Origin of the sequence: Kineococcus sp. NPDC059986, assembly GCF_040702905.1 — a bacterium.
Lineage (GTDB): Bacteria > Actinomycetota > Actinomycetes > Actinomycetales > Kineococcaceae > Kineococcus.
In genome coordinates this window covers 42246-65757 of record NZ_JBFBND010000006.1, presented here as the reverse complement: position 1 = coordinate 65757, position 23512 = coordinate 42246, and the positions used below count along the sequence as shown (strand labels likewise).

At 75.2% G+C, this 23512-nt stretch carries 20 protein-coding genes; 13 read left to right on the top strand and 7 right to left on the bottom strand.

Going from position 1 to position 23512, the window contains the following annotated elements; all coding sequences use genetic code 11:
• Position 1 precedes the first annotated feature (1 nt).
• A complete protein-coding gene (locus tag AB0637_RS06830) occupies positions 2-1309 on the top strand; it encodes a DUF58 domain-containing protein (RefSeq protein ID WP_366170646.1) in 1308 nt (435 codons plus the stop codon).
• Complete coding sequence (locus tag AB0637_RS06825; protein ID WP_366170644.1) at positions 1306-3606, top strand: DUF3488 and transglutaminase-like domain-containing protein; 2301 nt, start codon at positions 1306-1308, stop codon at positions 3604-3606. Before AB0637_RS06830 ends, AB0637_RS06825 begins: the two co-directional genes overlap by 4 nt.
• Before the next feature lie 155 nt (positions 3607-3761).
• Here AB0637_RS06825 and AB0637_RS06820 read toward each other — a convergent pair whose 3' ends face one another.
• From AB0637_RS06820 to AB0637_RS06795, 6 genes are all read right to left on the bottom strand, one after another.
• A complete protein-coding gene (locus tag AB0637_RS06820; protein ID WP_366170642.1) occupies positions 3762-4160 on the bottom strand; it encodes a DUF3040 domain-containing protein in 399 nt (132 codons plus the stop codon).
• A gap of 212 nt (positions 4161-4372) precedes the next feature.
• Positions 4373-5599 carry a DNA polymerase IV gene (gene dinB / locus AB0637_RS06815; RefSeq protein WP_366170640.1) on the bottom strand — a complete coding sequence of 409 codons (1227 nt, stop codon included), beginning with the start codon at positions 5597-5599 and terminating at the stop codon, positions 4373-4375.
• 42 nt (positions 5600-5641) lie between these two features.
• Positions 5642-6463 (bottom strand): methyltransferase domain-containing protein, encoded by an 822-nt coding sequence (locus tag AB0637_RS06810; RefSeq protein WP_366170638.1) that lies wholly within the window; start codon positions 6461-6463, stop codon positions 5642-5644.
• Positions 6464-6551: 88 nt separating this feature from the next.
• Positions 6552-10565, bottom strand: a complete 4014-nt coding sequence (gene dnaE, locus AB0637_RS06805) for a DNA polymerase III subunit alpha (protein ID WP_366170636.1) — start codon at positions 10563-10565, stop codon at positions 6552-6554.
• Positions 10566-10657: 92 nt separating this feature from the next.
• The gene (locus tag AB0637_RS06800; protein ID WP_366170634.1) at positions 10658-11095 is read right to left on the bottom strand and encodes an SAV_6107 family HEPN domain-containing protein; all 438 of its coding nucleotides are present in this window, start codon (positions 11093-11095) and stop codon (positions 10658-10660) included.
• A gap of 46 nt (positions 11096-11141) precedes the next feature.
• Entirely contained in the window at positions 11142-11558 is a 417-nt protein-coding gene (locus tag AB0637_RS06795) for a DUF6504 family protein (protein ID WP_366170632.1), read from the bottom strand.
• Positions 11559-11916: 358 nt separating this feature from the next.
• Between AB0637_RS06795 and AB0637_RS06790 the strand changes: the two genes are divergently transcribed.
• The 8 genes from AB0637_RS06790 to crtI (AB0637_RS06755) all read left to right on the top strand — a co-directional run bounded on the left by AB0637_RS06790 (position 11917) and on the right by crtI (AB0637_RS06755) (position 19091).
• Positions 11917-12573, top strand: a complete 657-nt coding sequence (locus tag AB0637_RS06790; protein ID WP_366170630.1) for a DUF6318 family protein — start codon at positions 11917-11919, stop codon at positions 12571-12573.
• Between the two features lie 344 nt (positions 12574-12917).
• Complete coding sequence (locus tag AB0637_RS06785) at positions 12918-13415, top strand: PKD domain-containing protein (RefSeq protein ID WP_366170628.1); 498 nt, start codon at positions 12918-12920, stop codon at positions 13413-13415.
• A gap of 128 nt (positions 13416-13543) precedes the next feature.
• Entirely contained in the window at positions 13544-14095 is a 552-nt protein-coding gene (locus AB0637_RS06780; protein ID WP_366170626.1) for a YbaK/EbsC family protein, read from the top strand.
• A 13-nt stretch (positions 14096-14108) separates the two neighbouring features.
• The gene (locus AB0637_RS06775) at positions 14109-14924 is read left to right on the top strand and encodes an alpha/beta hydrolase (RefSeq protein WP_366170624.1); all 816 of its coding nucleotides are present in this window, start codon (positions 14109-14111) and stop codon (positions 14922-14924) included.
• Positions 14925-14933: 9 nt separating this feature from the next.
• Positions 14934-15626, top strand: coding sequence for a monooxygenase (locus AB0637_RS06770; protein WP_366170622.1), 693 nt, complete (start codon positions 14934-14936; stop codon positions 15624-15626).
• A 98-nt stretch (positions 15627-15724) separates the two neighbouring features.
• A complete protein-coding gene (locus tag AB0637_RS06765; RefSeq protein WP_366170620.1) occupies positions 15725-16525 on the top strand; it encodes a carotenoid biosynthesis protein in 801 nt (266 codons plus the stop codon).
• Positions 16522-17625 (top strand): glycosyltransferase family 2 protein, encoded by a 1104-nt coding sequence (locus tag AB0637_RS06760; RefSeq protein ID WP_366170618.1) that lies wholly within the window; start codon positions 16522-16524, stop codon positions 17623-17625. Before AB0637_RS06765 ends, AB0637_RS06760 begins: the two co-directional genes overlap by 4 nt.
• Entirely contained in the window at positions 17622-19091 is a 1470-nt protein-coding gene (gene crtI, locus AB0637_RS06755; protein WP_366170811.1) for a phytoene desaturase family protein, read from the top strand. Before AB0637_RS06760 ends, crtI (AB0637_RS06755) begins: the two co-directional genes overlap by 4 nt.
• 18 nt (positions 19092-19109) lie before the next feature.
• Here crtI (AB0637_RS06755) and AB0637_RS06750 read toward each other — a convergent pair whose 3' ends face one another.
• Positions 19110-19754: a CDP-alcohol phosphatidyltransferase family protein gene (locus AB0637_RS06750; protein ID WP_366170809.1), complete on the bottom strand. Its 645-nt coding sequence runs from the start codon at positions 19752-19754 to the stop codon at positions 19110-19112.
• Between the two features lie 152 nt (positions 19755-19906).
• Here AB0637_RS06750 and AB0637_RS06745 point away from each other — a divergent pair, with 152 nt between their 5' ends.
• Genes AB0637_RS06745 through AB0637_RS06735 form a run of 3 tightly spaced genes read left to right on the top strand, consistent with a single transcriptional unit; the run spans position 19907 to position 23492 of the window.
• The gene (locus AB0637_RS06745; protein ID WP_366170616.1) at positions 19907-20992 is read left to right on the top strand and encodes a polyprenyl synthetase family protein; all 1086 of its coding nucleotides are present in this window, start codon (positions 19907-19909) and stop codon (positions 20990-20992) included.
• A complete protein-coding gene (gene crtI / locus AB0637_RS06740) occupies positions 20989-22536 on the top strand; it encodes a phytoene desaturase family protein (protein ID WP_366170614.1) in 1548 nt (515 codons plus the stop codon). Before AB0637_RS06745 ends, crtI (AB0637_RS06740) begins: the two co-directional genes overlap by 4 nt.
• Complete coding sequence (locus AB0637_RS06735; protein ID WP_366170612.1) at positions 22521-23492, top strand: phytoene/squalene synthase family protein; 972 nt, start codon at positions 22521-22523, stop codon at positions 23490-23492. Before crtI (AB0637_RS06740) ends, AB0637_RS06735 begins: the two co-directional genes overlap by 16 nt.
• The last annotated feature ends 20 nt before the right edge of the window (positions 23493-23512 follow it).

Genomic DNA, 23512 nt, shown 5'->3' with positions numbered 1-23512 from the left:
CGTGACCCTCGGTGGCGCCCGACCCACCGCCCGCGGGTGGGCCTTCTCCGCGGTCGGCCTCGTGGCGCTGGTCGGCGGCCCGGTGTTCGGGCAGCGCGACATCCTCCGGATCGGCGTCCTCCTCCTCGTCCTCGTCCTCGTGGCGGTCTGGTCCACGGGCCGGGCCGTCCGCACCCTCGACCTGGTGTCGAGGTCGAAGGACGAGCTCGTGGAGGCCGGGGTGTCGAGCACGGTCCGCCTCTCCGTCGTGGGCCGGGCCCGGGCCGGGGTCCGCCTGACCGTGGAGGACGCCGCCCCGTTGGCCCTGGGCGGGACGGCGCGCCTGCCGGTCCCGCGGGTCCGGGAAGGGCAGACCCTCGACCTCGAGTACAAGGTCAGGTCCGAGGTGCGCGGGTCCTACCCCCTCGGCCCGGCGACCGTCGTCGCCTCTGACGTCTTCGGTCTCGTGCGCGCACGGCGGGTGCTGGGCAGCTCCGTCGTCCTCGACGTCCTGCCGCGGGTGCACCCCCTGACCGAGCTCACCCTCGGCGAGCTCGGCGGAGCGCGCGGGTCGTCCGCCAGCGCGTCCGCAGCGGCCGCCCCCGACGACGTGTCCATCCGGGAGTACCGCGTCGGCGACGACCTGCGCCGCGTCCACTGGCGCTCGACCGCCCGCCGGGGGGCCGTCATGGTGCGTTCCGACGAGCACCCCGGCCGACCCGACGTCGTCGTCCTGCTCGACACCCGCGAGGGCGCGCACCGCGGCCGCGGGGCGGGCTCGTCCCTCGAGTGGGCCATCAGCGCCGGTGCCTCCGCGGCGGCCCACCTCCAGCGCCGCCGGCACCGCGTCCGGCTGCTGCACGACGGGACCTACGACCCCCCGCGCGAACTGGACGAGACCTCCGCCGTCCGCGGCCTCATGCGGTCCCTCGCCCGGTTGCGTCCCGGTGCCCTCGACGGCCTGGCCCGCTCGGTGGCCGAGCTCGGCCGCGCCGAGGCGACCCTCCTCGTGGCCGTCCTGGGGGCCGTGGACGAGGACGACGTCGCACCCCTGCTGGCCGCCCGGCCCCTGGGGGTCCCCGCCCTCGCGGTGCTCCTGCGGACCGACGACTGGGCCGGGGCGGCCGCCCGGCGCACGGGCGACGACGCGACGCGGACCCTGCCGCCGGGTCTGGAGCGCGCCCGGCTGGTCCTGGCCCGCGCGGGCTGGCGCACGGCCGTCGCCGGGCCGGGTGACGCCGTACCCGATGTGTGGGCCCGGTTGACGCGCGTGGACGCCCGGGGCAACCATCCCTCGTCCACCCCCGCCCCCAGGGAGGTCCCGTCGTGACCCGCACCGCCCGGACCACCCTGTGGGCGGCGGCCGCCAGTGCGGCCGCCGTCCTCACGCTGCACCCGCTCGTCGTCTCCTCGGGCTGGCTCGTCGGAGCACTGGGGATGGTGTGCGCCGTGGCGGGGGCCGGTCTCCTCGTCCGCGGCCTCTTCCACCGGCCGGGTCTGGCCGTCGCCGTCCAGGCCGTCGTCGTGGTCCTCGTCCTCGTGCTGCTGTTCTCCGGCGGGACCGCCCTGGCTGGGGTCCTGCCGACCCCCGGCACGGTCGGGCGGATCGTCCAGCTGGCGACGGACGGGGTGCAGGTCATCCAGCGCTACAGCGTCCCCGCGGTGGACCTGCGCGGACTGCGCCTGCTCCTCGTCTCCGGTGCCGGGCTCGTCGCCCTCGCGGTGGACCTCTTCGCCGTCACCCTGCGCCGTCCCGCCCTGGCCGGCCTGCCACTCCTCGGGGTCATGGCCGTGCCGCTGGCCCTCGCGCCCGGCGGGTCGGGCGCCGTCGTCTTCGTCCTGGCCGGCATCCCCTACCTCGTCCTGCTCGCCGGTGAGCGCCGCTCCCCCGCCCGCCGTTCCCGCTCCGCGAGCGGTGGCCGGTCGGTCGCCGGGGTGACCGCGAGCGCCACGGCCGCCATCGCCCTCGTCGCCGCGGTGGCCGTCCCGGCGGCCGTCCCCGGACTGGACGAACGGCCGCTGACGATCAACACCGGGCCGGGCGACACCATCGCCGTCATCAACCCGATCCTCAACCTCAAGGCCTCCCTGGGGGCCCGCTCGGACGCGACCATCGTCACGTACACGACGGACGAACCGGACCCCGCTCCGCTGCGGATCGTGACGGCCGACGTCTTCGACGGTGAGACGTGGGCGCCGAGCACGGGCGCCGACATCCCCCGCCGGCAGCGCGTGCAGGACGGTCTGAGCCCGGCACCCGGGCTGTCCGACGCCGTGCGGGAGGCCTCCACCGTCCGGACCACGCAGATCTCGGTCCGCGGTCTGGACCAGACCTACCTGCCGCTGCCCTACCCCGCGCTGCGCGTCGACATCGCCGGTGACTGGCTGTACGAGACAGACAGCCTCAACGTCGTCGGCGACGGGGAGACGACCCGCGGTCGCTCGTACACCGTGACGCACCTCGAGGTGCAGCCGACCGAGCAGGAACTGCGGGCCGCGCCACCGGCGCCCGGCGACATCCAGGAGCGGTACACGAAGCTGCCGCAGATGCCGGCCGTCGTCGCCGAGACCGCCCGGCAGGTGACGGCCGACGGCCGGGACGCCTACGAGAAGGCGGCCCTGCTGCAGCGGTACTTCCGGTCCAGCGGCGGGTTCACCTACTCCACGACCGCCCCCAACGACGGCGGCAGCGACGCGGTCGCGACCTTCCTGTCGGAGAAGTCGGGGTTCTGCGTGCAGTTCGCCTCGGCCATGGCCGTCATGGCGCGGTCGCTGAACATCCCGGCCCGGGTCGCCATCGGCTTTCTTCCCGGTCAGGAGACGCGGACCGGGCAGAACGGGGCGCCGAGCCAGTGGCGGATCAGCGCGCAGGACGCGCACGCCTGGCCCGAGCTGTTCTTCGAGGGGGTGGGCTGGGTGCGGTTCGAGCCGACGCCCGCGACCCGCACCGGTCAGTCCCCCGGCTACTCCGTGCCGGCGATCGCCCCGACCCCTTCGACGCCGGGTCAGACCGGGTCGCTGGCGCCCGTGCAGCCCAGCGCGGCGCCGAGCGCGACCTCGAGCACGAGCACGACGAGCGCCACGGACGCGGCGACCACGACCGCGCCGACCGGCTGGGACCGCTTCCTGGCCCTGCCGTGGGGGTGGATCCTCGGGGCCCTGCTGCTCCTCGTCGCGGTGCTCACGCCGTGGGTGTCGACGGCGCTGCTCGTCCGCCGTCGGTGGACCCGGGTGGTGGACACCCCGTCGTCGGCCGAGGCGGCGTGGGCGGAACTGGACGACAGGGTCCACGACCTCGGGGTCAGCTGGCCCCCGTCGACGACACCGCGACAGCGGGCGAGCAGCCTGTCGGAGTTCACGGGCTCCGGCTCGGTCGCGGCCGGGCAGCTGACGCGGCTGCGTGCGGCGGTGGAGAGCGCCCGCTTCGGGTCGGGGTCCACCGCGGGCGGTGGTGGGGTCCTCGTGGAGCAGCGGACCGACCGGCAGGCAGGGCGGCTCGTTCGCGCGGACGTCGACGCCGTCGTCGCGTCCGTGGCCGCGGGGCGGCCGCGCTGGGTCCGGTGGCGGGCCCGGTACTTCCCGATGGCGGGCGTCCGCCGCCTGCTGGACTGGTGGGACCGGGACTGACGTCCCCCGCCACACCCAGGGCCCGTCCCCCCACGGGGGCGGGCCCTGCCGCTGTCCGGGTCCGGCGGGGCTGGTCCGGGACGCAGAACGGGCGCCGTGGGACTTCCCACGACGCCCGTTCCGAGCTCACCGTCTGGCTGGCGGTGAGGAAGAACTCACCACTGACCGCGTCGGCGGTCCCATCGCTGTTCGAGCCGTTCCATGAACGATCCGCTGCGCCGCGACTTCCCCGCTCGCGGCGGGCGCGGAGCGCCCGTGGTGGGAGGCTGCCCGCTGGCCGCACCGGTCGTCCCCCGTGCCGGTGAGAAGGCCCAGATCGTGCCGGCGAGCATGACGATGAATCCGCCCGCCCCCAGCCAGATCTGACTCGTGCTGGCCCCGATGATGAGGAGCACGAGCCCCACCACCACGGCAGCGATGCCGATGAGGAGGCGCCGTCTGGCGGCGCGTCCGTGGCGGGAGCCCTTCATGGCGTTGGCGAACTTGGGATCGTCCGCGGACAGCGCACGTTCCATCTGCTCGAGCAGACGCTGCTCATGTTCCGAGAGCGGCACCTGTACCTCCTGGCGTGCGCACGTTGTTGTCCAAGACTATGTCCCCGCGGCGATGGGCGAAACTCGACTTACCACATCGTCCCTCACGGGAGGGCGTGCTGTGGCGCAGTTGGCGTGTCTCGTCCCTCGAACGGGAGAACGACGCAGGGTCGCCGTCGGTTCCACCGCAGGTCAGAGGCGTGCGCCGTCCGGGTGAGGACCCCGGCGCCCCGTCAGCGGCGGGCCAGCAGGGTGGCCGGTCTCACACTCCCGGCACCGAAGCGGGCGCTCGCCCGGTCCACCGCCCCGTCGGCGTCGCGCCAGCCGTGGGCCCGCTCGCCCAGGACCAGCTGGCGGGGGGCGGTCGCGGACTCCGCCAGCCCTTCGAGCCGGACGCCCACGAGCCGCAGCCGGGCCCGGTCCAGGGCGAGACCGTCGAACAGGTCCCGGGCGGTGGCGTGGATCTCCCGGGTCACGTCGGTGCGTTCGCGCAGGGTGCGGGAGCGGGTGATCGTCGTGAAGTCGGCGAACCGGACCTTCAGGACGACCGTGCGCCCGGCCATCCCCTGGGACCGCGCCCGGGAGGCCGTCCGCTCGGCCAGCCGCAGCAGTTCGCGGTGCACGTACCGGGCGTCGTCGACGTCCCGGGGGAACGTCTCCTCCGAGCCGATGCTGCGTTCGGGCACCGAGGCGACGACACGGCGCTCGTCGCGGCCCCAGGCCAGGGCGTGCAGGTGCCGGCCCGTCGCCTCGCCCAACCCGCGGACGAGGGTGGTGACGGGGGTGTGGGCGATGTCGGCGACCGTGCGCAGCCCGAGCCGTCCCAGCGCCTCGGCGGTGCGCTCCCCCACGCCCCACAGGGCCTCGACGGGCAGGGCGTGCAGGAAGGCGACCGTCTGGGCGTGCGGGACGACGAGCAGTCCGTCGGGTTTGGCCCCGCCGGAGGCCAGCTTGGCGACGAACTTCGTCGAGGCCACCCCGACCGAGCAGGTGATGCCCTGCTCGTCGGCGACGCGGTCGCGCAGCAACTGCCCGATCCGGGCGGGGCTGCCGAGGCGGCGGACCGCACCGGACACGTCGAGGAACGCCTCGTCGAGGCTGAGCGGTTCGACGACGGGGGTGACCGAGCGGAACGCCTCCATGACCCCCGCGGAGATCCGCGCGTAGTCCTCGTGGTGGGGCACCAGGACCGTCGCCGTCGGGCACAGCCGGCGGGCGCGGGCCATCGGCATGGCCGCGTGGACGCCGTACCGGCGGGCCTCGTAGGTGGCGGACAGCACGACGCCGCGGTCACCCCCGCCGACGATGACGGGGGTGCCGACGAGGTCGGGCCGGCGCAGCAGTTCGACGGAGGCGTAGAACGCGTCCATGTCGACGTGCAGCACCGTGCACCCGGTGTCGTCGTCGTCCAGGCCCCACCCGCTCGAGGGATCGGGACGCACCAGCTGCCGGCGGCTCACCGGGTGCTCCCCCCGCCCGCCCGGGAGGCGGACGCGGTGGGGTCAGCGGGTGGCGTGCAGGTGCAGGTGCCCGGCCAGGCCGAGCAGCTCCTCGGTGCCCGCGGCGCGGGACTCCAGCTCGCGCAGGAGCGCCAGGGCGTCGTCGGACTCGGTGACGGCGGAGGGCACGACGTCGCTGAACGTGCGGGTGCCTTCGACCGCGGTGACGGTGAAACCGCCCTGCTCGGCGAGCGCCGTTGCCCCGGCCCGGTCGAACCGGCGGCACAACGGGTCGCTCGGACCCCAGCGGTGCTCCTCGGTGGACAGGACGTGCAGGGCCTGCGCGAGCTGACCGGCCAGGGCCCGGGCCAGGACGCTGGCGGGCCACTGGGCGACGAGGAGGCTGAGCCGCCCCCCGGGACGCAGCGCCTCGTGGGCGGCGCGCAGCGCGGCGGCCGGGTCGTCGACGACCTCGAGGACGCCGTGGCACAGCAGCACGTCGACGCTGCCGGGAGCGAGCAGGGCGGACAACTCGGTGGCGTCGCCCTGCAGCGGGCGGACCCGGTCGGACAGACCCGCCTCGGCGGTCCGGCGTTCCAGCGCGGCGAGCGCGTCGGGTGAGGGGTCGACGACCACGACGCGGTGCCCGAGGGCCGCCACGCGCACCGCGAGACCACCGGTCCCGCCACCGAGGTCGACGACGGTGAGCTCGTCGGTGCCCAGGTCCGCGCTCGCTGCGGCGAGCAGACGCTGGACCCCCTCCCAGAGGACCGTCGACGTGCGGGGGCGGCCCCGTTCCTTCGCCACTCGTTCCTCCAGCCTCGTGCGGGTCCCCGTGCGGATCCTCGCGCCGGTCGTGGTGCGCCCGGCACTGCGCGACTCCACCCTAGACACCCCGCCCCGACGTGCCCGTGCACCTGCACCGCCACCGTGTCCGCCACCGTGTCCGCCACCCTGCCCGTCACCGTGGTCCTCACCTCCCCGAACTGCCGGAACTGGAGTGCCAGAGCTTGCGCTCCGGCGCGCTGTCGGACGGCTGCGCCGCGGGGGCGCGGCCGATGGAGCGGGAGTTGCGGGAGTCCTCCCCCGCGGGTTTGAGGTCGGCGTACGGCGACTGCCGGAACCCGCTGGCGTGCACGAGGACCCGGCGCCGTCCCATCCCCCCGGCCGCCGAACCGTGCTCCTCGAGGTGGGTCGGCGGGTTCGCGGGCGCGGCGGCGACGACCGGTCGACTGGACCGGCTCGCGGCCGCCCCCGCCGTCGCGGCACCGGAGTACTCGGGGTTCGGGGCCGCCGCGATGAGCTCGTGGACCGCAGCCGTGCCGCCCGCGGTCCAGGCGTCCCACAGGGCCGGCAGCTCCCAGGCGCCGGTGGCCCGCAGCGAGACCCCGCGCGGACCGGTCCGGCGCAGGACCCCCCGCACGACGAGCAGCCAGGAGTGGAACACCGTCGCCGCGTACGGCCCCTGGGCGTCCTCGAAGAAGGTGGCGTCCAGCGGGCCGGTCGTGTCGTCGAGGGTGAGGAACACGACCCGGCGCCCGGAGCGGACGGGCGGGGTCTGGGTGGCGACCTTCACCCCCGCCACGAGCAGCTCGGCGCGGCTGCGCTGGGAGCGCAGGTCGCGGGCGGGGGTGACCCGCAGTGCCCGCAGCAACGGTGTGTAGAAGTCGACGACGTGGGCGCTGGCGTCCAGGCCGAGCACGTCGAGCTCGGCCCGGACGCGTTCGGGCCCGGTCATGTCGGGCAACCCGCTGAGCGTCACCTCCTCGGGGGCGTCGCCGAGGTCGAGGGCCAGCTGCACCGTCCGGGCGGAGTCGTCGACCGGGCGGGCGGCCTGCGACTGGGCCGCCGCGGCCGCCCGCACGTCCAGGGACCGGACGTCGGGCGGTCCGCCCGCCTGCCGGGCCGTCGTCCGGGCCGGGGTCCGTGGCGTCGTCCGGGCCGGCGCGGTGCCGGCGGAGCGGCTCCAGCGGTCCAGCTCGGCGACCTGCAGCAGCAGGTCCCGCCGGGTGGTCCGGCCGCGGCGCGCGACGGCGTCCCCCGCCCGGCCGACCGGGCGCATGCCGTGCAGGGAGTCCAGCGCCCCGGCGAGGACGAGGCGTTCGGCGACCGGGCGCGAGGGCCGGGCGCGCTGCCACAGGTCGGCGAGCGACCGGTAGGGCTGACCGGCGACGATGCGCGCCACCTCGGCCTCGGAGATGCCCTTGACGTCGGTGAGCGAGAGGCGGATGCCGAACCCGGTGCCGTCGGCGACCCCGGCGCCGAGTCCGTCGGGGTTGCGCACCCCCCGGCCGCCGAGCCAGGGGTCGAGGCTGTCCACGTCCTCGGCCGGGGGCGGTTCGGGCGGGTCGACGCGTTCCACCCGGTAGGTGTCGCCGGAGGCGTTGACGTCGAGCCCCAGCACGCAGATCCCGAGGTTGCGGGCGTCGTCGAGGATCAGCCGCTTCGGGTACATGCCAGGGTCGTGGGTCAGGACCCCGGCGAGGAACGCCGCCGGGTGGTGGGTCTTGAGCCAGGCCGACTGGTACGTCGGCAGGGCGAAGGCCGCGGCGTGCGCCTTGCAGAACCCGAAGGAGGCGAACGCCTTGAGGACCGCCCAGATCCGGTCCACCGTCTCCGCGGGGTAGCCGTGCTCGAGGGCGCGCCGGCGGAACTGCGGTTCCATCTCCTCCTGGCCGAGCCGGGTGCCGAGGTGGCGGCGGTACTCGTCGGACAGCGCGAGGTCGTGCCCGGTCGTGGCCTGGATGAGCTCGATGACCTGCTCGTGGAAGACCACGACACCGCACGTGGGTTCGAGGACGTGCTTGAGCCGCTCGTCGAGGTACTGCGGTTCGGTCCACCCCTGCCGGGCCTTGAGGAACGGTGTCACCATGTCCGACTTCACCGGCCCGGGCCGGAAGAGGGAGATGTCGATGATGATGTCGTCGAAGGTCTGCGGCCCGAACTTGCCGACGAGTTCGCGCTGGCCCGGGGACTCGATCTGGAAGCAGCCGAGGGTGCGGGTGGACTGGATCAGCTTGTAGGTCGCCGGGTCGTCGAGCGGGACCTGGGCGCGGTCGTCGAGGTCGACGGTGACGTCCTCCACGCGGGCGACCTCCTGCACCGCGTACGCCATCGCCGACTGCATCCGGATCCCGAGGACGTCGAGCTTGAGCAGCCCCATGTCCTCGACGTCGTCCTTGTCGAACTGGCTCATGGGGAAGCCCTTCCAGCTGGCCTCCACCGGGGTCCGGTCCATGAGCGCGGGGTTGGACAGCACGACACCGCAGGGGTGCAGGGCGATGTGCCGCGGGAGGCCGTCGAGGCGTTCGACGAGGTCGAAGAACACGTCGAGGCGTTCCTCGCCCAGCCCGCTGCGCTGGAGTTCGGGCAGTTCGGCGATGGCGTTGCGGGCGTCACGGGCCCGCAGGTGCGGGAACGCGGTGGCGATGGCGTCCACCTCCACGGGCGGCAGCCCCAGCGCCGCACCGACGTCCCGCACGGCGTGGCGGACCCGGTAGCTGTCCATCATCGACACGCAGGTCACGCGGTCGCCGCCGAACCGGTCGAGGACCGCCGCGTAGACGTCCTCCCGCCGGGCGGACTCGACGTCGAGGTCGATGTCGGGCAGCTGACCGCGTCGCGGGTTGAGGAAACGCTCCATGAGCAACCGGTGCCCGAGGGGTTCGACGTCGGAGATGCGCAGCAGGTGGTTGACGAGGCTGCCGGCGCCGGAGCCACGGGCGGCGACCCGGACGCCCATCCCGCGGGTGAGGTCGCAGACGTCCGCGACGGTGAGGAAGTAGCTGGCGAACCCGACCTTCGCGATGGTGTCGAGCTCCTCGTCGAGGCGGCGCAGGACCTTCGCCTCGAGCTTGAGGTCCGCCCCCGGGTAGCGGCGGGTGACCCCCGCCTCGCAGCGGGCGCGCAGCACGGCGTCCTGGTCGGTGTCCCGGGTCAGCCCCAGCGCCTCGGGGTCGGGCAGGTGGTGACCACCGATGCCGAGGTCGGTGGCCGGGTCCTGCACCGAACGCGCGGCGAGGGCGGCGGTGGTGGTGAGCAGGTCGGCGGCCGCGGACGGGTCGCCGGCGGCGTGGGCGACGTCGGCGGCGGTGCGGACCATGTCGATGGTGGGCAGGAGGTGGCCCTGACCGCTGACCCGGTCGGTGTGCCGGGTGTCGAGCGGCACGAGGCGCCGGACGGCGTCGAGCAGGTCGGCGGTCAGTCCGCCGTCCGGTCCGGCGGACCGGACGGCGGCGGTCAGGACGGCCGGAACCCCTGCGGCACGGGCGAAGGAGAGCATCCGGGCGGCGTGCTCGACGCTGCCGGCCGTCCCCGGCGGGGCGTGGTGGCAGACCACCTCGACGTGCAGGGAGCCGGCCGGCAGCACCTCGCGCCACCGGCGCAGGACCGCGTGGGCGAGGTCGTCCCGGCGGGCCAGCAGCGCGCGGCCGAGCTCGGACCCCGGCCCCAGCAGGACCGCCAGCGTCGGCCGGCCGCCGGTCGGGGTGGTGGCGTGGGCGGCGACGAGGTCGAGGCTGCTGACGGGGGTGCCCCGCTCCCCGCCGAGGTGGGTCGCGCTCACCAGCCGGCACAGCGCCGCCCACCCCCGGCCCGCCCCGGCGTCGTCGGCGCCGAGGGCCAGGACGGTGACGCGGGGCAACCGCGGGTCGACCGCCGCCCCACCGCGGACCGGGGTGCGGGAGGCCTTGCTGCGCAACGCGACCGACGGGTCCGCCCAGGTGGGCAGGCCGTCGGCCAGGCCCGTCGGGGTGGTGGCGAGGTCGACCCCCAGCACGGGCGCCAGACCGGCCTCACCGCAGGCGCGGACGAACTTCACGGCGCCGTACAGGCCGTCGCGGTCGGTCAGGGCCAGGACCGGCATGCCGAGGTCGGCGGCCCGCGCCACGAGGGCGGAGGGGGTGGAGGTGCCGTACCGCAGGGAGTACCCCGAGGCGACGTGCAGGTGCGGGAACGGTGCGGCGAGGGGTGGGGCGAGGGTGGTCATGGGACGTCCTTAGGAACGCGCCCGTGGGGAAGACCGGGTGGTGCGGGGGTGCGGGACCGTGCGGGTGGAGCGGTGGGACGCGCGCGAGCGCGTCAGCCGGCGAGCGGCTGGAGGGCGCTGAGCCCGAGAGTGGCCTCGACGACGCGGTGGAACTGCTCGGCGTGGGCGAGGAGGTCGTCGGCGGCCGCGGCGTCGACGACGCCGGTGCGACCGGCCTCGACCGCCGCCCGGGCGGGCGCCGTCGCGGCGAACCGGTCGGCCCACTCCTGCAGGGCCGGGTCGAGGGCGGGCAGCATCTCCCAGACGCTGCGCGGACCGCCGGTGCGCCGGCCACGGGCGGGGCGGCCGTGCACCGCGACGACCGCCGCCCCCGCGCGCAGGGCGGCGAGGTGGGCGTGGACGTAGCGCTCGGCCACGTCGTCCGTGCGCAGTGCCGTGATCAGTTCGTCCTCGCAGCGGGCGAGGAGGTCGAGGGCGGCCGTCGTCAGCGGGCGCGGGACGCCCGCAGGGACGTCGAAGGTGGTGGTCATCGCGTTCTCCTCCGGTCGTGCGGTCAGGTCTGGTCGGTCGGGGGTGTCAGTCGCTGACGCGCAGCAGCTGCCAGTCCCCCGACGCTTCGGACGAAGAGGTACCAGCGACCTCCGACACGGCCGCCGTCCCCGTGGCGACGGCGCGGGCGAGGTCGTAGACACCTGCGCCGCCGGCCCGGCCCACGCTGGCCTCGACGCGGAAGACCTCGCGTTCGAGGTCGCCGATCTCGAGGACGCGGCGGCGGGCGGGACGGTCACCCGGACCGGTGGCGTCGGAGTCGGTGACGTCACCGTGGACGGCGGCGACGGCCGCGTGCTCCCACCAGGCGCTGCGTTCGCGCCAACGGGAGAGCACCTCGCGGACGACGTAGAGCCGGCCGCGCCAGATGAACTGCACGGGGGTCTCCTCCCCCTCGTCCGCGTCGCCGTAGCGGACGTGCACCGCGTCGGAGAACCGTCGCACCGTGGTCACCCTTCCCCTCACTCGAGCCGGCACCGCGGCAGGAGCGCGCGGTGCGGCGAGCCGGGGGAAGCGGCTCGCGAGCACGCACTCGGGGCGCGGCCCGCGGAGCTTCCCCTCTCCCCGGACCGCGCCTCGAGCGGTCTCATCATGTTCGAACACCGGTTCGAACACATCTCGAAGCTACACCACCGACCTCAGGACGCGTCAACGGCGAACCGGGTTGTCCACAGGACGCAGCGTGGACTTCGCATGACGGAGGGTCACCGCCTCGACGGGGTCACCCGAACGGCCCAGAACTTGTCCACAGCACCCCGTCCGGCGGCTCCGCGCGCCCCGCGCAGGTGCGACCGTGCGGGGCGTGACTCCCGCTCGCCCCCTCCTCGCGACCGCCGCCGGACTCGCCCTCGCGGGCCTGCTGACCAGTTGCTCGCAGGAGGCGCCCTCGGCCCCGGTGCCGGCCGCGACGGCAGCTGCGGCCGCACCCACCACGACGTCGGGCGAGGCACCCCACCACGAGCACGGGGCGGGGTCGCACGAGGAGGTTCCGACCCCCGCGGCGACCGCCACCTCGAGCCCGACGTCGACGCGCGACCTCCCCCGTCCGGAACTGCCCGACCTCGGGAAGACGTTCACGCAGGACGGTGCGAGTTCGTTCGCCGTCTACTTCACACGGGTGATGAATCACGCACGTTCCACTGGCGACTCGACCCTGCTGAGGAGCCTGTCGACGGACGACTGCAGCGGATGCCAGACGTACGCCGACGAGGTCGACATGTACCGGGAGAAGGGCTACGTCAGCACTGGAACGATCTTGCAGTTCGAGGGAACGCACGTCCTGTCCTGGGATCCCGCCTCAGGCGAAACCGACATGGACATCGATCTGTCCCGGCCCGCCCACCAACTACTCGCAGCTGACGGTTCGCTGATCGAAGACGTTCCAGCAGAGTCTGATCTGACTGGGTACCTGTGGCTGAAATGGACCGACGACCACTGGGTCGTGCGGGAGGTCGAATGAGGTCGGCAACAGCAATCCTCGTCATCGCGGTGTCGCTGACGCTGATCGTTAACCCGACGAAGGCATGGGCGCAGGAACCTCACCGGGGATACTCCGATGGTGATGCCGTCACCGTTGAGGCGACCCGGCGGACAGGAGCCTCAGGAAAACGCCCTCAGAACGCCGCCGGAAGACTGAACCAAGACGGGGCTCCCGCCACCGCCGTCGTCCGAACTCCGGCCTGTGGACGCAACGGCCCCGAGGGGAGTTTCGGCGACGACTTCTGCGGCGCGGCGCGGAACACCTGCCCCCCGGGCCAGACGTTCGCGACGACGTGGACCCGCACGGGGGACGACCCGCGGTGGGTGAACCAGGGGTCGCGCTGCACGACGGACCCCACGGACGCGGCACCGGTGGTCCTGCCGACGGTGACGGCCGCGGACCTGCGCCGGGTGGGTTTGCCGGCCAGCCCGGTGCAGCTGCAACCCGACGACGGCCAGGCGCTCCTCGGCGTCCCCCTCGTCCTGCGCACGACGGGCGGGACGGTGGTCCGGGACACGACCGTCCTGGGGTTCCCGGTCCGGATCCGCGCGACCCCGACGAGCTGGACGTGGGACCTGGGCGACGGCACGCGCCTCGGACCCACGGCGGACCCGGGGCGGCCCTACCCGCGGCAGACCCTCACGCACACCTACACGGCCCCCGGCGACCGGACGGTGACGCTGACGACGACGTGGTCCGGGGAGTACACGATCGCCGGGCTCCCCTACCGACCGGTGGAGGGGACGGCGACCACGGTGTCCCCAGGGGTCGGGGTCCACGTGCTCGCGGGCGGCAACGTCCTGACGGCCCCCGACCGCTGACCCACCGCCGACCCGCGCGTCCGTGCGCGCCGTTCCGACACCCGCCGGCGGCCGGCAGGGGTTGGAACGTCACACACCGAGCCCGCTCACCGCGACGTGGGGCGAGAACGGTTCTACGCTGACGGTGCATGAGGTGGATGGTGCGCCAGGAACCCGCTGAGGGCGGTGGGTCCTCGACGACCGGGACCGCCACGCCCTCCCTCTCCGTGCTCACCGTCCCGGCCGTGGAGAGCACGGCCGAGGCCCTGCTGGACCTCGACGCCGCGGGCGAGGTGGTGGAGGTGCCCGCCAGCCTGCAGGGTCCGGAGGACCTCGCGCGGCACCTGGGCGTCCCGCTGCCGGCCGTGGCGGCCACCGCCGTCCTGCGCACCCGGGACGGCCGCCACCTGTTCGTCATCTCCTCCGCGGCGCACCCGCTGTTCGCCCCGGCTCTGGCGGCCGTGCTCTGTGAACCCGAACTCTTCCGCGACGACGACACCGCCGTGCTGCGCCGCACCGGCTCCGTCCTCGGGTCCGCGTCACCGCTGGGCCTGGCCGAGCCGCTGCCGACGTACGTCGACGTCGCTTTGGCCCCCTATCCCCAGGTGTGGGTGCCGGCGGGCCACCCGCACGCCGTCTTCCGCACCCGCTACGACGAGCTCCTCCGCCTGACCGGCGGGCACCCCGTCGAACTGGGATGAGCGTCGAACGGGGATGACCGACCTGCTCGAGGGGTTCGCCCTCCGGCGCGCCGGTTCGACCGATCCCGCCGACCCCCTGCTCGTGCTCGTGCACGGGCTGGGCGGAGCGTCCACGGCGTGGTCGCTCGTCGTGCCCCACCTCGCCGCGGACCACCGCCTCCTCCTGCTCGACCTGCCCGGTCACGGGCAGGCGCCGCCCATCCCCCCGGCCCACATGACCCCACGTGCGCTCGGCGGGCGGTTGCGCCGCCTCGCCGCGGCGCAGGGCGAACCGGTGCACCTCGTGGGCCACTCCCTCGGCGGGTGGGTGACGCTGGAGGCCGCGGCCGGCGAACGCGACGGCGTCGTCGCCGACGTCACGGCCTTCACCCCCGCGGGGTTGTGGACCACCCCGCGCCGCCGGCCACCGCTGCTGCCGACCGGCCAGCAGTTCGCGCGGTGGGCGGGCCGGCTGCCGCCGCAGGTCGTGACGACGCGGATCGGCGTCACGCTCGCCCTGGCGACGACGAGCACGGCGCCGCGCAGCCTGCCCGTCGAGGTGGTCCGGGAGGCGCTGAGCGCCATCGCGACCGCTCCGGGCTACCCCGCCGCCGACGCGGGGATCGCCACGGGTGCCTTCACCCGCGCCGCGGAGGTCCGCGCGCCCGTGACCGTGGTGGCCGGAGGCCGCGACCGCGTCCTGCCCCCGGAGTTCTGCCGCCGCGAGGCCGCCCCGGCGCACACCCGGTGGATCGAGTGGCCGGACAGCGGCCACGTCCCGACGTGGGACCACCCCGCGGAGTGCGCGCAGGTGGTGCGCGAGCAGGTGGGCCGCCCCGACCGCGGATAGCCTCACCGCGTGAGACCCCCCGAACTCGTGACGCTGGACGTCTGGACCGTTGCGGCGCAGGACGTTCCCCGCGCCGTGTGGCGGATGGCGGCGGACCGGCGTGCGCTGCGGCGGCTGCCGGGCGCCGGGTTCGCCAAGCTCCTGGGCACCGGGGACGGCCGAACGTTCACCGTCCGCGACGCCGATCCGCTGCGCTGGGCGGCGCTCGTCGCGTGGGACTCGGCGGCCGACGCCGACCGGTTCGACACCTCCGGCCCGGCCCGGGCGTGGGGGCGGATCGCGCGCGAGCACACGCAGTACCGGCTGGCCCCCGCCGGCAGCCGCGGGAAGTGGTCGGGCCGCGAACCGTTCGGGAGCGGACCGCACCCGCCGCAGGACGGGCCCGTCGCCTCCATCACGCGCGCCCGGCTCCGCCCCACCCGCGCGGCCTCGTTCTGGCGGGCGGTGCCACCGGTGGCCGAGGAGCTGCACACCGTCCCCGGACTGCGGTGCGCCTTCGGCATCGGCGAGGCGCCGCTCGGCTACCAGGGGACGTTCTCCGTGTGGGAGTCGACGGACGCGCTGCGCGAGTTCGCGCACCGCCGCGCCGCGCACCGCGACGTCATGAACCGCACGCCCACCGAGGGCTGGTACGCCGAGGAGCTGTTCGCCCGGTTCGCGGTCGTCGAGGTCCGCGGCCCCCTCGGCGGACGCACCCCCTGAGACCGGGCGCACCCCCCCCGGGACCGGGCGCACCCCCCCGGGACCGGGCGGGCCGCCCCGGAGAGCCCGTGTCCGACCCCGCTCCTAGAGTGCTCGACGTGCCCTCCTCGCTGTCCCGGACGCTCAGCGGCGCCCTCACCGCCGGGGCGGTGCTGACCCAGGTCGCCCACCCCCTGCTGCGCGGGGAGGGGTTGCGCCGGACCACGATCGGGTCGGTGGTCGCGTTCGCCGCGGCGTCCGTCACCGACGCGGCCCGCCGCGGCGGCCCGCGCGCCGCCGCCACCACGCTGGCGGTCGCCGGGGGCCTGGGGCTCGTCGCCGAGGCCGTGGGGACGCGGACGGGTCGGCCGTTCGGCCGCTACCGCTACGCCGGGACGCTCGGCCCTCAGGTCCTGGACGTCCCCGTCGTCGTCCCCCTGGCGTGGACGATGCTGGCCCACCCGGCGGTGCAGCTCGGCCGGCACCTGGCCCGCGACCTGCCCGCCGGCACGCGCGACGTCGTCGCGGTCGGCGCCGCCGCCTGGACCCTGGCTTCCTGGGACCTCTTCCTCGACCCGCAGATGACGACGGCCGGGCACTGGTCCTTCGAGACCCCGCGGCCGCACCTGCCGGGGGTGCCGGGGATCCCGCTGAGCAACTACGCCGGCTGGCTGCTGACAGCCGTGACGATCTGCGGCGCGCTGCACGCCACGACGCGCACCGACGGCGGCGCGACGACCGAGGCCGTGCCCCAGACCGTTCCCGCGGTGCTGCTGGGGTGGACGTGGCTGGGCTCGGCCCTCGGCAACGCCGCGTTCTTCCGGCGGCCGGTCGTCGCCGCCTACGGCGGGGTCGCGATGGGCCTGACCGTCTTGCCGTACCTGCGCTCCGTGCTCGCCGGCCGGGACGTCCGGCCGTGAGGCCGTGGCGCGCCCTGACCTGGGCCGGGACGGCGAGCGCCGTCGCGCTGACCCTGCACTCCCTCGTCAACGCCCGCGGGCTGCGGGTACCGGTCCTGGACCCGCCAACGGTGACCGGTCGGGTGAGCGTCCTGGTGCCCGCGCGCGACGAGGAGGCGACCCTCCCGGAGTGCCTGACGTCGCTGCTGGACCAGGTGGAGGTCCCCGACTACGAGGTCGTCGTCGTCGACGACGCCTCGGGCGACCGGACGGCCGAGCTGGTGGAGGCCGTCGCGGCGGCCGACGCCCGGGTCCGGCTGGTCCGCAGCGCCGGGCCGCCACCGGGTTGGCTGGGCAAGACCGCGGCCTGCGACCTCCTGGCCCGGCACGCCACGGGTGAGGTCCTCGTCTTCGTCGACGCCGACGTCGTCCTGGCCCCGCACGCGGTGGCCGCGGCGGTGGACCTGCTGCGCCGCACGGGTCTGGACGTCGTCTGCCCGTACCCGCGGCAGCTGGCGCTGACGTGGAGCGAACGGCTCGTGCAGCCGCTGCTGCAGTGGTCCTGGCTGACGACGCTGCCGCTGCGGACGGCCGAGGTCTCGCCGCGGCCGTCGCTGGCGGCGGCCAACGGCCAGTTCCTCGTCGTGGACGCGGCGACGTACCACCGGGCGGGGGGCCACGCCGCGGTCCGCGACGCGGTGCTCGACGACCTGGCCCTGCTGCGGGCCGTGAAGGCCGTCGGCGGCCGCGGCGGCGTCGCGGACGGGACGGCGTTGGCGACCTGCCGCATGTACCGGGGCTGGTCGGACGTGCGGAACGGGTACACGAAGTCGCTGTGGTCCGCGTTCGGGTCCGCCCCGGCGGCCGTGGCCGTCGGGGCCGGGCTCGCGATGACGTACCTCGTCCCGCCCGCCGCGGCCCTGGCGGGTTCGCCCGTCGGTGCCGTCGGGTACCTCGCGGGTGTGGTCGGGCGGTACGCCGCGGCCGAGCGGACGGGCGGCCGGTCCGTCCCGGACGCGCTGTGGCACCCGGCGTCGGTGGCGCTGCTGCTGGGGCTGCTCGGGGACTCCTGGCGTCGCCGCCGGCGCGGTGGCCTGGTCTGGAAGGGGCGGTCGCTCTGAGCCGCGTGGTGGTCGTCGGCGCCGGGTTCGGCGGGTTGTCGGTGGCGGCGCGGCTCGCCGCGCAGGGGCACTCGGTCGACGTCTTCGAGCAGGGTCCGGAGGTGGGCGGCAAGCTCGGCTGGTTCAGCCGGGACGGCTTCTCCTTCGACACCGGCCCCTCGTTGCTGACGCTCCCGGCGGTGCAGCGCGACCTCTTCCTCAAGACCGGGGACCCGGTCGAGTCCGTCCTGGACGTCGTGCAGCTGGACCCGGTGGCGCACTACCGGTTCGGGGACGGGACCGAGGTCGACCTGCCCGGCGGCGGGCTGCCGCAGGTCGCCCGCGCCCTCGACGACGCCCTTGGGGCGGGGACGGGGGCGCAGTGGACGGCCTTCCAGCGCCGCGCGGCCGAGATCTGGGACGTCGCCCGCGAACCGTTCCTGGAGTCGGCGCTCGAGGGTCCCCGGACGCTGCTGCGCCTGGCGAAGGACGTCCGCGGGCTGCGGACGGTCGCGCCGTGGTCGTCGCTGCGGGGGGTGGGCCGGCAGTACCTGCAGGACCCGCGGTTGCGGACGCTGCTGGACCGCTACGCGACCTACTCCGGCTCCGATCCCGGCCGCGCACCGGCCGCGCTGGCGACGGTGCCGTTCGTCGAGCAGGCGTTCGGGGCCTGGTACGTCCGGGGTGGTCTGCACCTGCTGGCGCAGGCGGTCGCCGACCGGGCCCGGGAGGGGGGCGCCCGCATCACGACGGACGCCCCCGTCGAGCGGGTGCTGGAGGAGGGCGGCCGCGCCGCGGGGGTCCGGCTGGCCGACGGCACGGAGGTCCGCGCGGACGTCGTCGTCTCGGCCGTGGACGCGGCCCGGCTGTACGGCCACCTGCTGCCCCGCCCCCGGCTGCGCCCACCGCGACGGCTGCGGTCCAGCTCGGGCTTCGTGCTGCTGCTGGCGCTGGAGGGCCGCACCCCGGGCTTGCGGCACCACACGGTCCTGTTCCCCGACGACTACGACGCCGAGTTCGCCGACCTCGCCGCGGGGCGGCCCGTGGCCGACCCGACGGTCTACGTCAGCGCCCCCGACGACCCCGCGCTGCGGCCCGCCGACGACACCGAGGCGTGGTTCGTGCTGGTCAACGCGCCCGTGCACGACCCGGAGGGCGGCGGGACGGACTGGCGCTCGGAGGACCTCGTGCGCCGGCACACCGACGTCGTCCTGGACGCGCTCGCGCGGCGCGGGCTGGACGTGCGGTCCCGGCTGCGCTGGGCGGAGGTCCGGACGCCGGCGGACCTGGAGGAGCGAACGGGCAGCGACGGGGGCGCCATCTACGGCACCGCCAGCAACGGGCCGCGGTCGGCCTTCCTGCGCCCGGCCAACCGCTCCCCCGTGCCCGGGCTGTTCCTCGTGGGCGGGTCGTCGCACCCGGGGGGCGGGCTCCCGCTCGTCGGGCTGTCGGCCCGCATCGTCACCGACCTCGTCGGCCCGGCCTGAGGGGGCTGCGCGGACCCGTCAGAGCCGGCGCACCACGGCGCTCGTCACCTGGACGATCCCGATGAGCCCGAGCACGGCCCAGACCCCGGCGCCGAGCGTCGCCCAGTCGAGCCAGACGACGATCGCCGTGGCGATGGAGCAGCTGGCCGCCAGGGCGAGGCGGACGGGCCGCTCGGCGACCGAGACGACGGTGACGTCGTCGACGCCGAGACCCTGGGCGCGGGCGCGCACGTACTCCTGCAGCTGTGCGAGGCCACCGGCGACGAGGACGAGCCACGCCGGGGCCCCGCACCCCCACAGCACGACCGCGCAGGCGGCGTCGCCCACGCGGTCGACGGCGGCGTCCAGGAGCGCGCCGCGCCGGGAGGTCCGGCCCGTCATGACGGCGACGGCGCCGTCGAGGTTGTCGAAGATCCCGGCCAGGGCCAGCAGGACCCCGGCGCCGACGGCCGCCGCCCCACCCCGTCCCCCGGTGACGGCGAGCGCCGCGGCGCCGACGGCGAGCGCGGCCCCGGCGAGGGTGACGACCCAGGGGGCCGTGCCGGCGGCGGCGAGGGGGCGCGCCAGCGCGTGGGCTCCGCTGAGCCAGCCGCGCACGAGCGCGTTGGCGTGCGTGCCGCCGTGCAGCGCGCTCCAGCGCTGCAGGTACGCCTCCCGGTCCATCACCACGGTTCCCACCGTAGGAGACGACCCCTCGTGATCTGCCCGTGACCAGCGGCGTCACCCCGTCCGTCGTCCGTTCGCCGGTGTCGGTGCTCGTGCTTAGAGTGCCCCCTGTGCCGCCCACCCCCAGTGTCGAGTCAACGGCCGTCGAGATGAGGGCTCCCCTCCGGGCGACGGCTGAACTGCGGACCGCCGTGTCGTCGGTCCTCGAGGATTTCCTGCACGACCAGACCGCCGTCCTGCGCGAGGTGAGCTCGGACTGCGACCCGATCCTCGACGCGATCTCCGCGTTGCTGCGCGGGGGCAAGCGGTTGCGTCCCGCCTTCTGCTTCTGGGGCTACCACGGTGTGGTCGACGGCCCGCAGGACGAGGGGATCGTCACGGCCGCCGCCGCGCTGGAGCTGTTCCAGGCCGCCGCGCTCATCCACGACGACGTCATGGACGACTCCGACACCCGCCGCGGCCAGCCGGCGGTGCACCGCCGCTTCGAGGCGCTGCACCGCGAGCAGGACTGGGAGGGCAGCCGGACGCGCTTCGGGCTCGCCGCCGCCGTCCTCGCCGGTGACCTGTGCCTGGGCTGGAGCGACGAGCTGTTCTCCCGCGCCACCCTGCCCGCCGAGGCCATGCTGCGCGGTCGCCGCGTCTTCAACACGATGCGCACCCAGCTCATGGGCGGTCAGTACCTCGACATGCTGGAGCAGGCGTCCTCGACGCAGCGCGGCACCGACGGGGCCGTGGACCGCGCCCGGCGCGTGCTGACGTTCAAGAGCGCGAAGTACTCCATCGAGCACCCCCTGCTCCTCGGCGGTTCCCTCGCGGGCGCCTCGACGGACCTGCTGGCCGACTACTCCCGGTTCGGGCTCGCACTCGGCGAGGCGTTCCAGCTGCGGGACGACGTGCTCGGCGTCTTCGGCGACCCGACCGAGACGGGCAAACCGGCCGGTGACGACCTGCGCGAGGGCAAGCGCACGGTGCTCGTCGGCCTGGCGGTGCAGAACGCGACCCCCGCGCAGGCCGAGACGGTCCAGCGCCTCCTGGGGGACCCCGACCTGACGACGGAAGGTGTGGACACGTTGCGAGGAGTCCTGACGGACACGGGAGCCCTGGCGGAGGTGGAGGAGCTGATCCGGCAGCAGGTCGAGGTCGCGTGCCGGACCCTCGACCAGGCCGACCTCACCGAGGACGCGCGGGGTGCGCTGCACGCCCTCGTCGTCGCGGCCACGAGCAGGCGCTCGTGAGCGGCCTCGCGAACGCCCTCGACTGGCTGCCGGGCCGGACGCGCCACGTCACGGGTCCCGCCCAGGACGTCGTCGTCGTCGGCGCCGGACTGGCCGGGTTGTCCGCCGCGATGCGGCTCGCCGGGGCCGGCCGCAACGTCACGGTCCTCGAACGTGAGGACGTCCCGGGCGGCCGGGCCGGTCTCGTCGTCAAGGACGGCTACCGCTTCGACACGGGCCCGACCGTCCTGACGATGCCGGACCTCATCGCCGACTGCTTCGACGCGCTCGGCGAGGACATGCACGACTGGCTCGACCTGCACCCGGTGGACCCGCTCTACCGCGGGAACTTCGCCGACGGCACCGCGTTGCACGTGTCCGCGGACGTCGAACGCACGGCGGTCGCGATCGGTGAGCTCTGCGGCGCCTCGGAGGCGGACGGCTACCGGCGCTTCGTCGACCACGTCGCGAACCTCTACCGCTGGGAGATCCGCGACTTCATCGACAGCAACATCGACACCCCGCTGGACCTGCTCAAGCCCAACCTCGTGCGGCTGCTGGCGGCCGGGGGGTTCAAGAAGCTGGCTCCCGAGGTGGGCAAGTTCCTCAAGGACCCGCGCACCCAGCGGATGTTCTCCTTCCAGGCCCTCTACGCCGGGCTGTCCCCGTACGACGCGCTCGCCCTCTACGCGGTCATCGCCTACATGGACTCGGTGGCGGGGGTGTTCTTCCCCAAGGGCGGCATGCACGCCCTGCCCACCGCGATGGCGGCGGCGGCCGAGAAGCACGGTGTGCAGTTCCACTACGGCGCCACCGTCGACCGGGTGGAGCGCCAGGGCGGCCGGGCCACGGCCGTCACGACGACCGACGGACGCCGGTTCCCGGCCGACGTCGTCGTCCTCAACCCGGACCTGCCCGTGGCGCGCGAGGAGCTCCTGGGGCGCCCGGTGCGGCGCACCCTGTCGTACTCCCCCAGCTGCTACCTGCTCCTGGCCGGGTCCTCGAAGGACTACCCGGACCCGGTGCACCACTCGATCCACTTCGGGACCGCGTGGAAGGAGGTGTTCGCCGAGCTGCTCGACGGGCGCCTCATGAGCGACCCGTCGGTGCTCGTCTCGCGCCCGACGGTCTCGGACGGGTCCCTGGCCCCGGCCGGCAAGCACATCTACTACGTCCTCTTCCCGACCCCCTCGTTGTCGGCGGGGTCCTCGCCGCTGGACTGGGACCGGATCGCCCCGCGGTACCGCGAGCACGTCATGCAGACCCTGGAGCAGCGCGGGTACCCGGGCTTCGCCGAGGGTGTCGAGGTCGAGGACGTCACGACCCCGGCGGACTGGGAGCGGCGCGGCATGGCCGACGGCGCACCCTTCGCCGCCGCGCACTCCTTCCGTCAGACGGGGCCGTTCCGCCCGGGCAACCTGTGGGGCGAGAACGTCGTGTTCACGGGGTCGGGCACGCAGCCCGGTGTCGGGGTGCCGATGGTCCTCGTCTCGGGCCGGCTCGCCGCCGAACGCGTCACCGGCCGCGACCGCGCCTACCGTTCCCGCGCGTGGCGGAGCGTGTGATCCCCCGCAGCAGCGCCGTCTGCCTCGACGCCGCCGCGCAGGACGATCCCGCCCTGCTCGACGAGGACCTGCGGGAGGCGTTCGAGACGTGCCGGCAGCTGCACGCCGAGCACGGCAAGACGTACTACCTGGCGACGCTCCTGCTGCCGCCGGCCAAGCGCCCCTACGTGTGGGCGCTGTACGGCTTCGCCCGGTACGCCGACGAGTTCGTGGACTCCCTCACCGACCCGGACCCGGACGCGCTCGTCCGCTGGTCGGACGAGTTCCTCGCCGCGCTCGACGTCCAGGACGCCGCCGAACCCGTCGGCCGGGCCATGGCGGCGACCATGCGCCGCTGGGACCTGCCGCGCGAGCACGTCGAGGCCTTCCTGGAGTCCATGCGGATGGACATCACGGAGAACGGCTACGCCACCTACGAGGACCTGCGGCACTACGTCTACGGTTCGGCGGCCGTCATCGGGCTGGAGATGCTCCCGATCCTCGAGCCGTTGACCCCGGAGGCGACACCGCGCGCCCGCGCGCTCGGCGAGGCGTTCCAGCTGACGAACTTCGTCCGCGACGTGGGTGAGGACCTCGACCGGGGGCGCGTCTACTTCCCCCAGGAGGACCTCGACCGCTTCGGCCTCACCCGGGAGGACCTCTTCGCGGCGCGGGCGGCCGGACAGACGCCGCAGGCGGTGCGGGACCTGCTCGCCTTCGAGGCGGAGCGGACCCGGGAGCTCTACGCCTACGCGGAGCCGGGGCTGGACATGGTCCACCCGACGTCGCGGGACTGCCTGCGGACGGCCTACCTGCTCTACGGCGGCATCCTCGGCGAGGTCGAGGCGGCCGGGTTCGACGTGCTCTCGCGCCGCGTCAAGGTCGGGATGGGTCGACGTCTCGCGGTGGCCGTCCCCGGCCTCGTCCGGGCGCGCCTCGCCCGCTGGGACGAGGCGCGCTGGACGACGGCGTCGTGACGCCGGTCCGGGGACGCGTC

Bases quoted from the DNA above. Each gene is read 5' to 3' on its own strand.
- dnaE (WP_366170636.1), bottom strand. From the start codon at position 10,565: ATGACCACCCTCGCCCCACCCCTCGCCGCACCGTTCCCGCACCTGCAC.
- AB0637_RS06775 (WP_366170624.1), top strand. From the start codon at position 14,109: ATGACCGACCTGCTCGAGGGGTTCGCCCTCCGGCGCGCCGGTTCGACC.
- AB0637_RS06800 (WP_366170634.1), bottom strand. From the start codon at position 11,095: ATGACCACCACCTTCGACGTCCCTGCGGGCGTCCCGCGCCCGCTGACG.
- AB0637_RS06750 (WP_366170809.1), bottom strand. From the start codon at position 19,754: ATGGACCGGGAGGCGTACCTGCAGCGCTGGAGCGCGCTGCACGGCGGC.
- AB0637_RS06745 (WP_366170616.1), top strand. From the start codon at position 19,907: ATGAGGGCTCCCCTCCGGGCGACGGCTGAACTGCGGACCGCCGTGTCG.
- AB0637_RS06780 (WP_366170626.1), top strand. From the start codon at position 13,544: ATGAGGTGGATGGTGCGCCAGGAACCCGCTGAGGGCGGTGGGTCCTCG.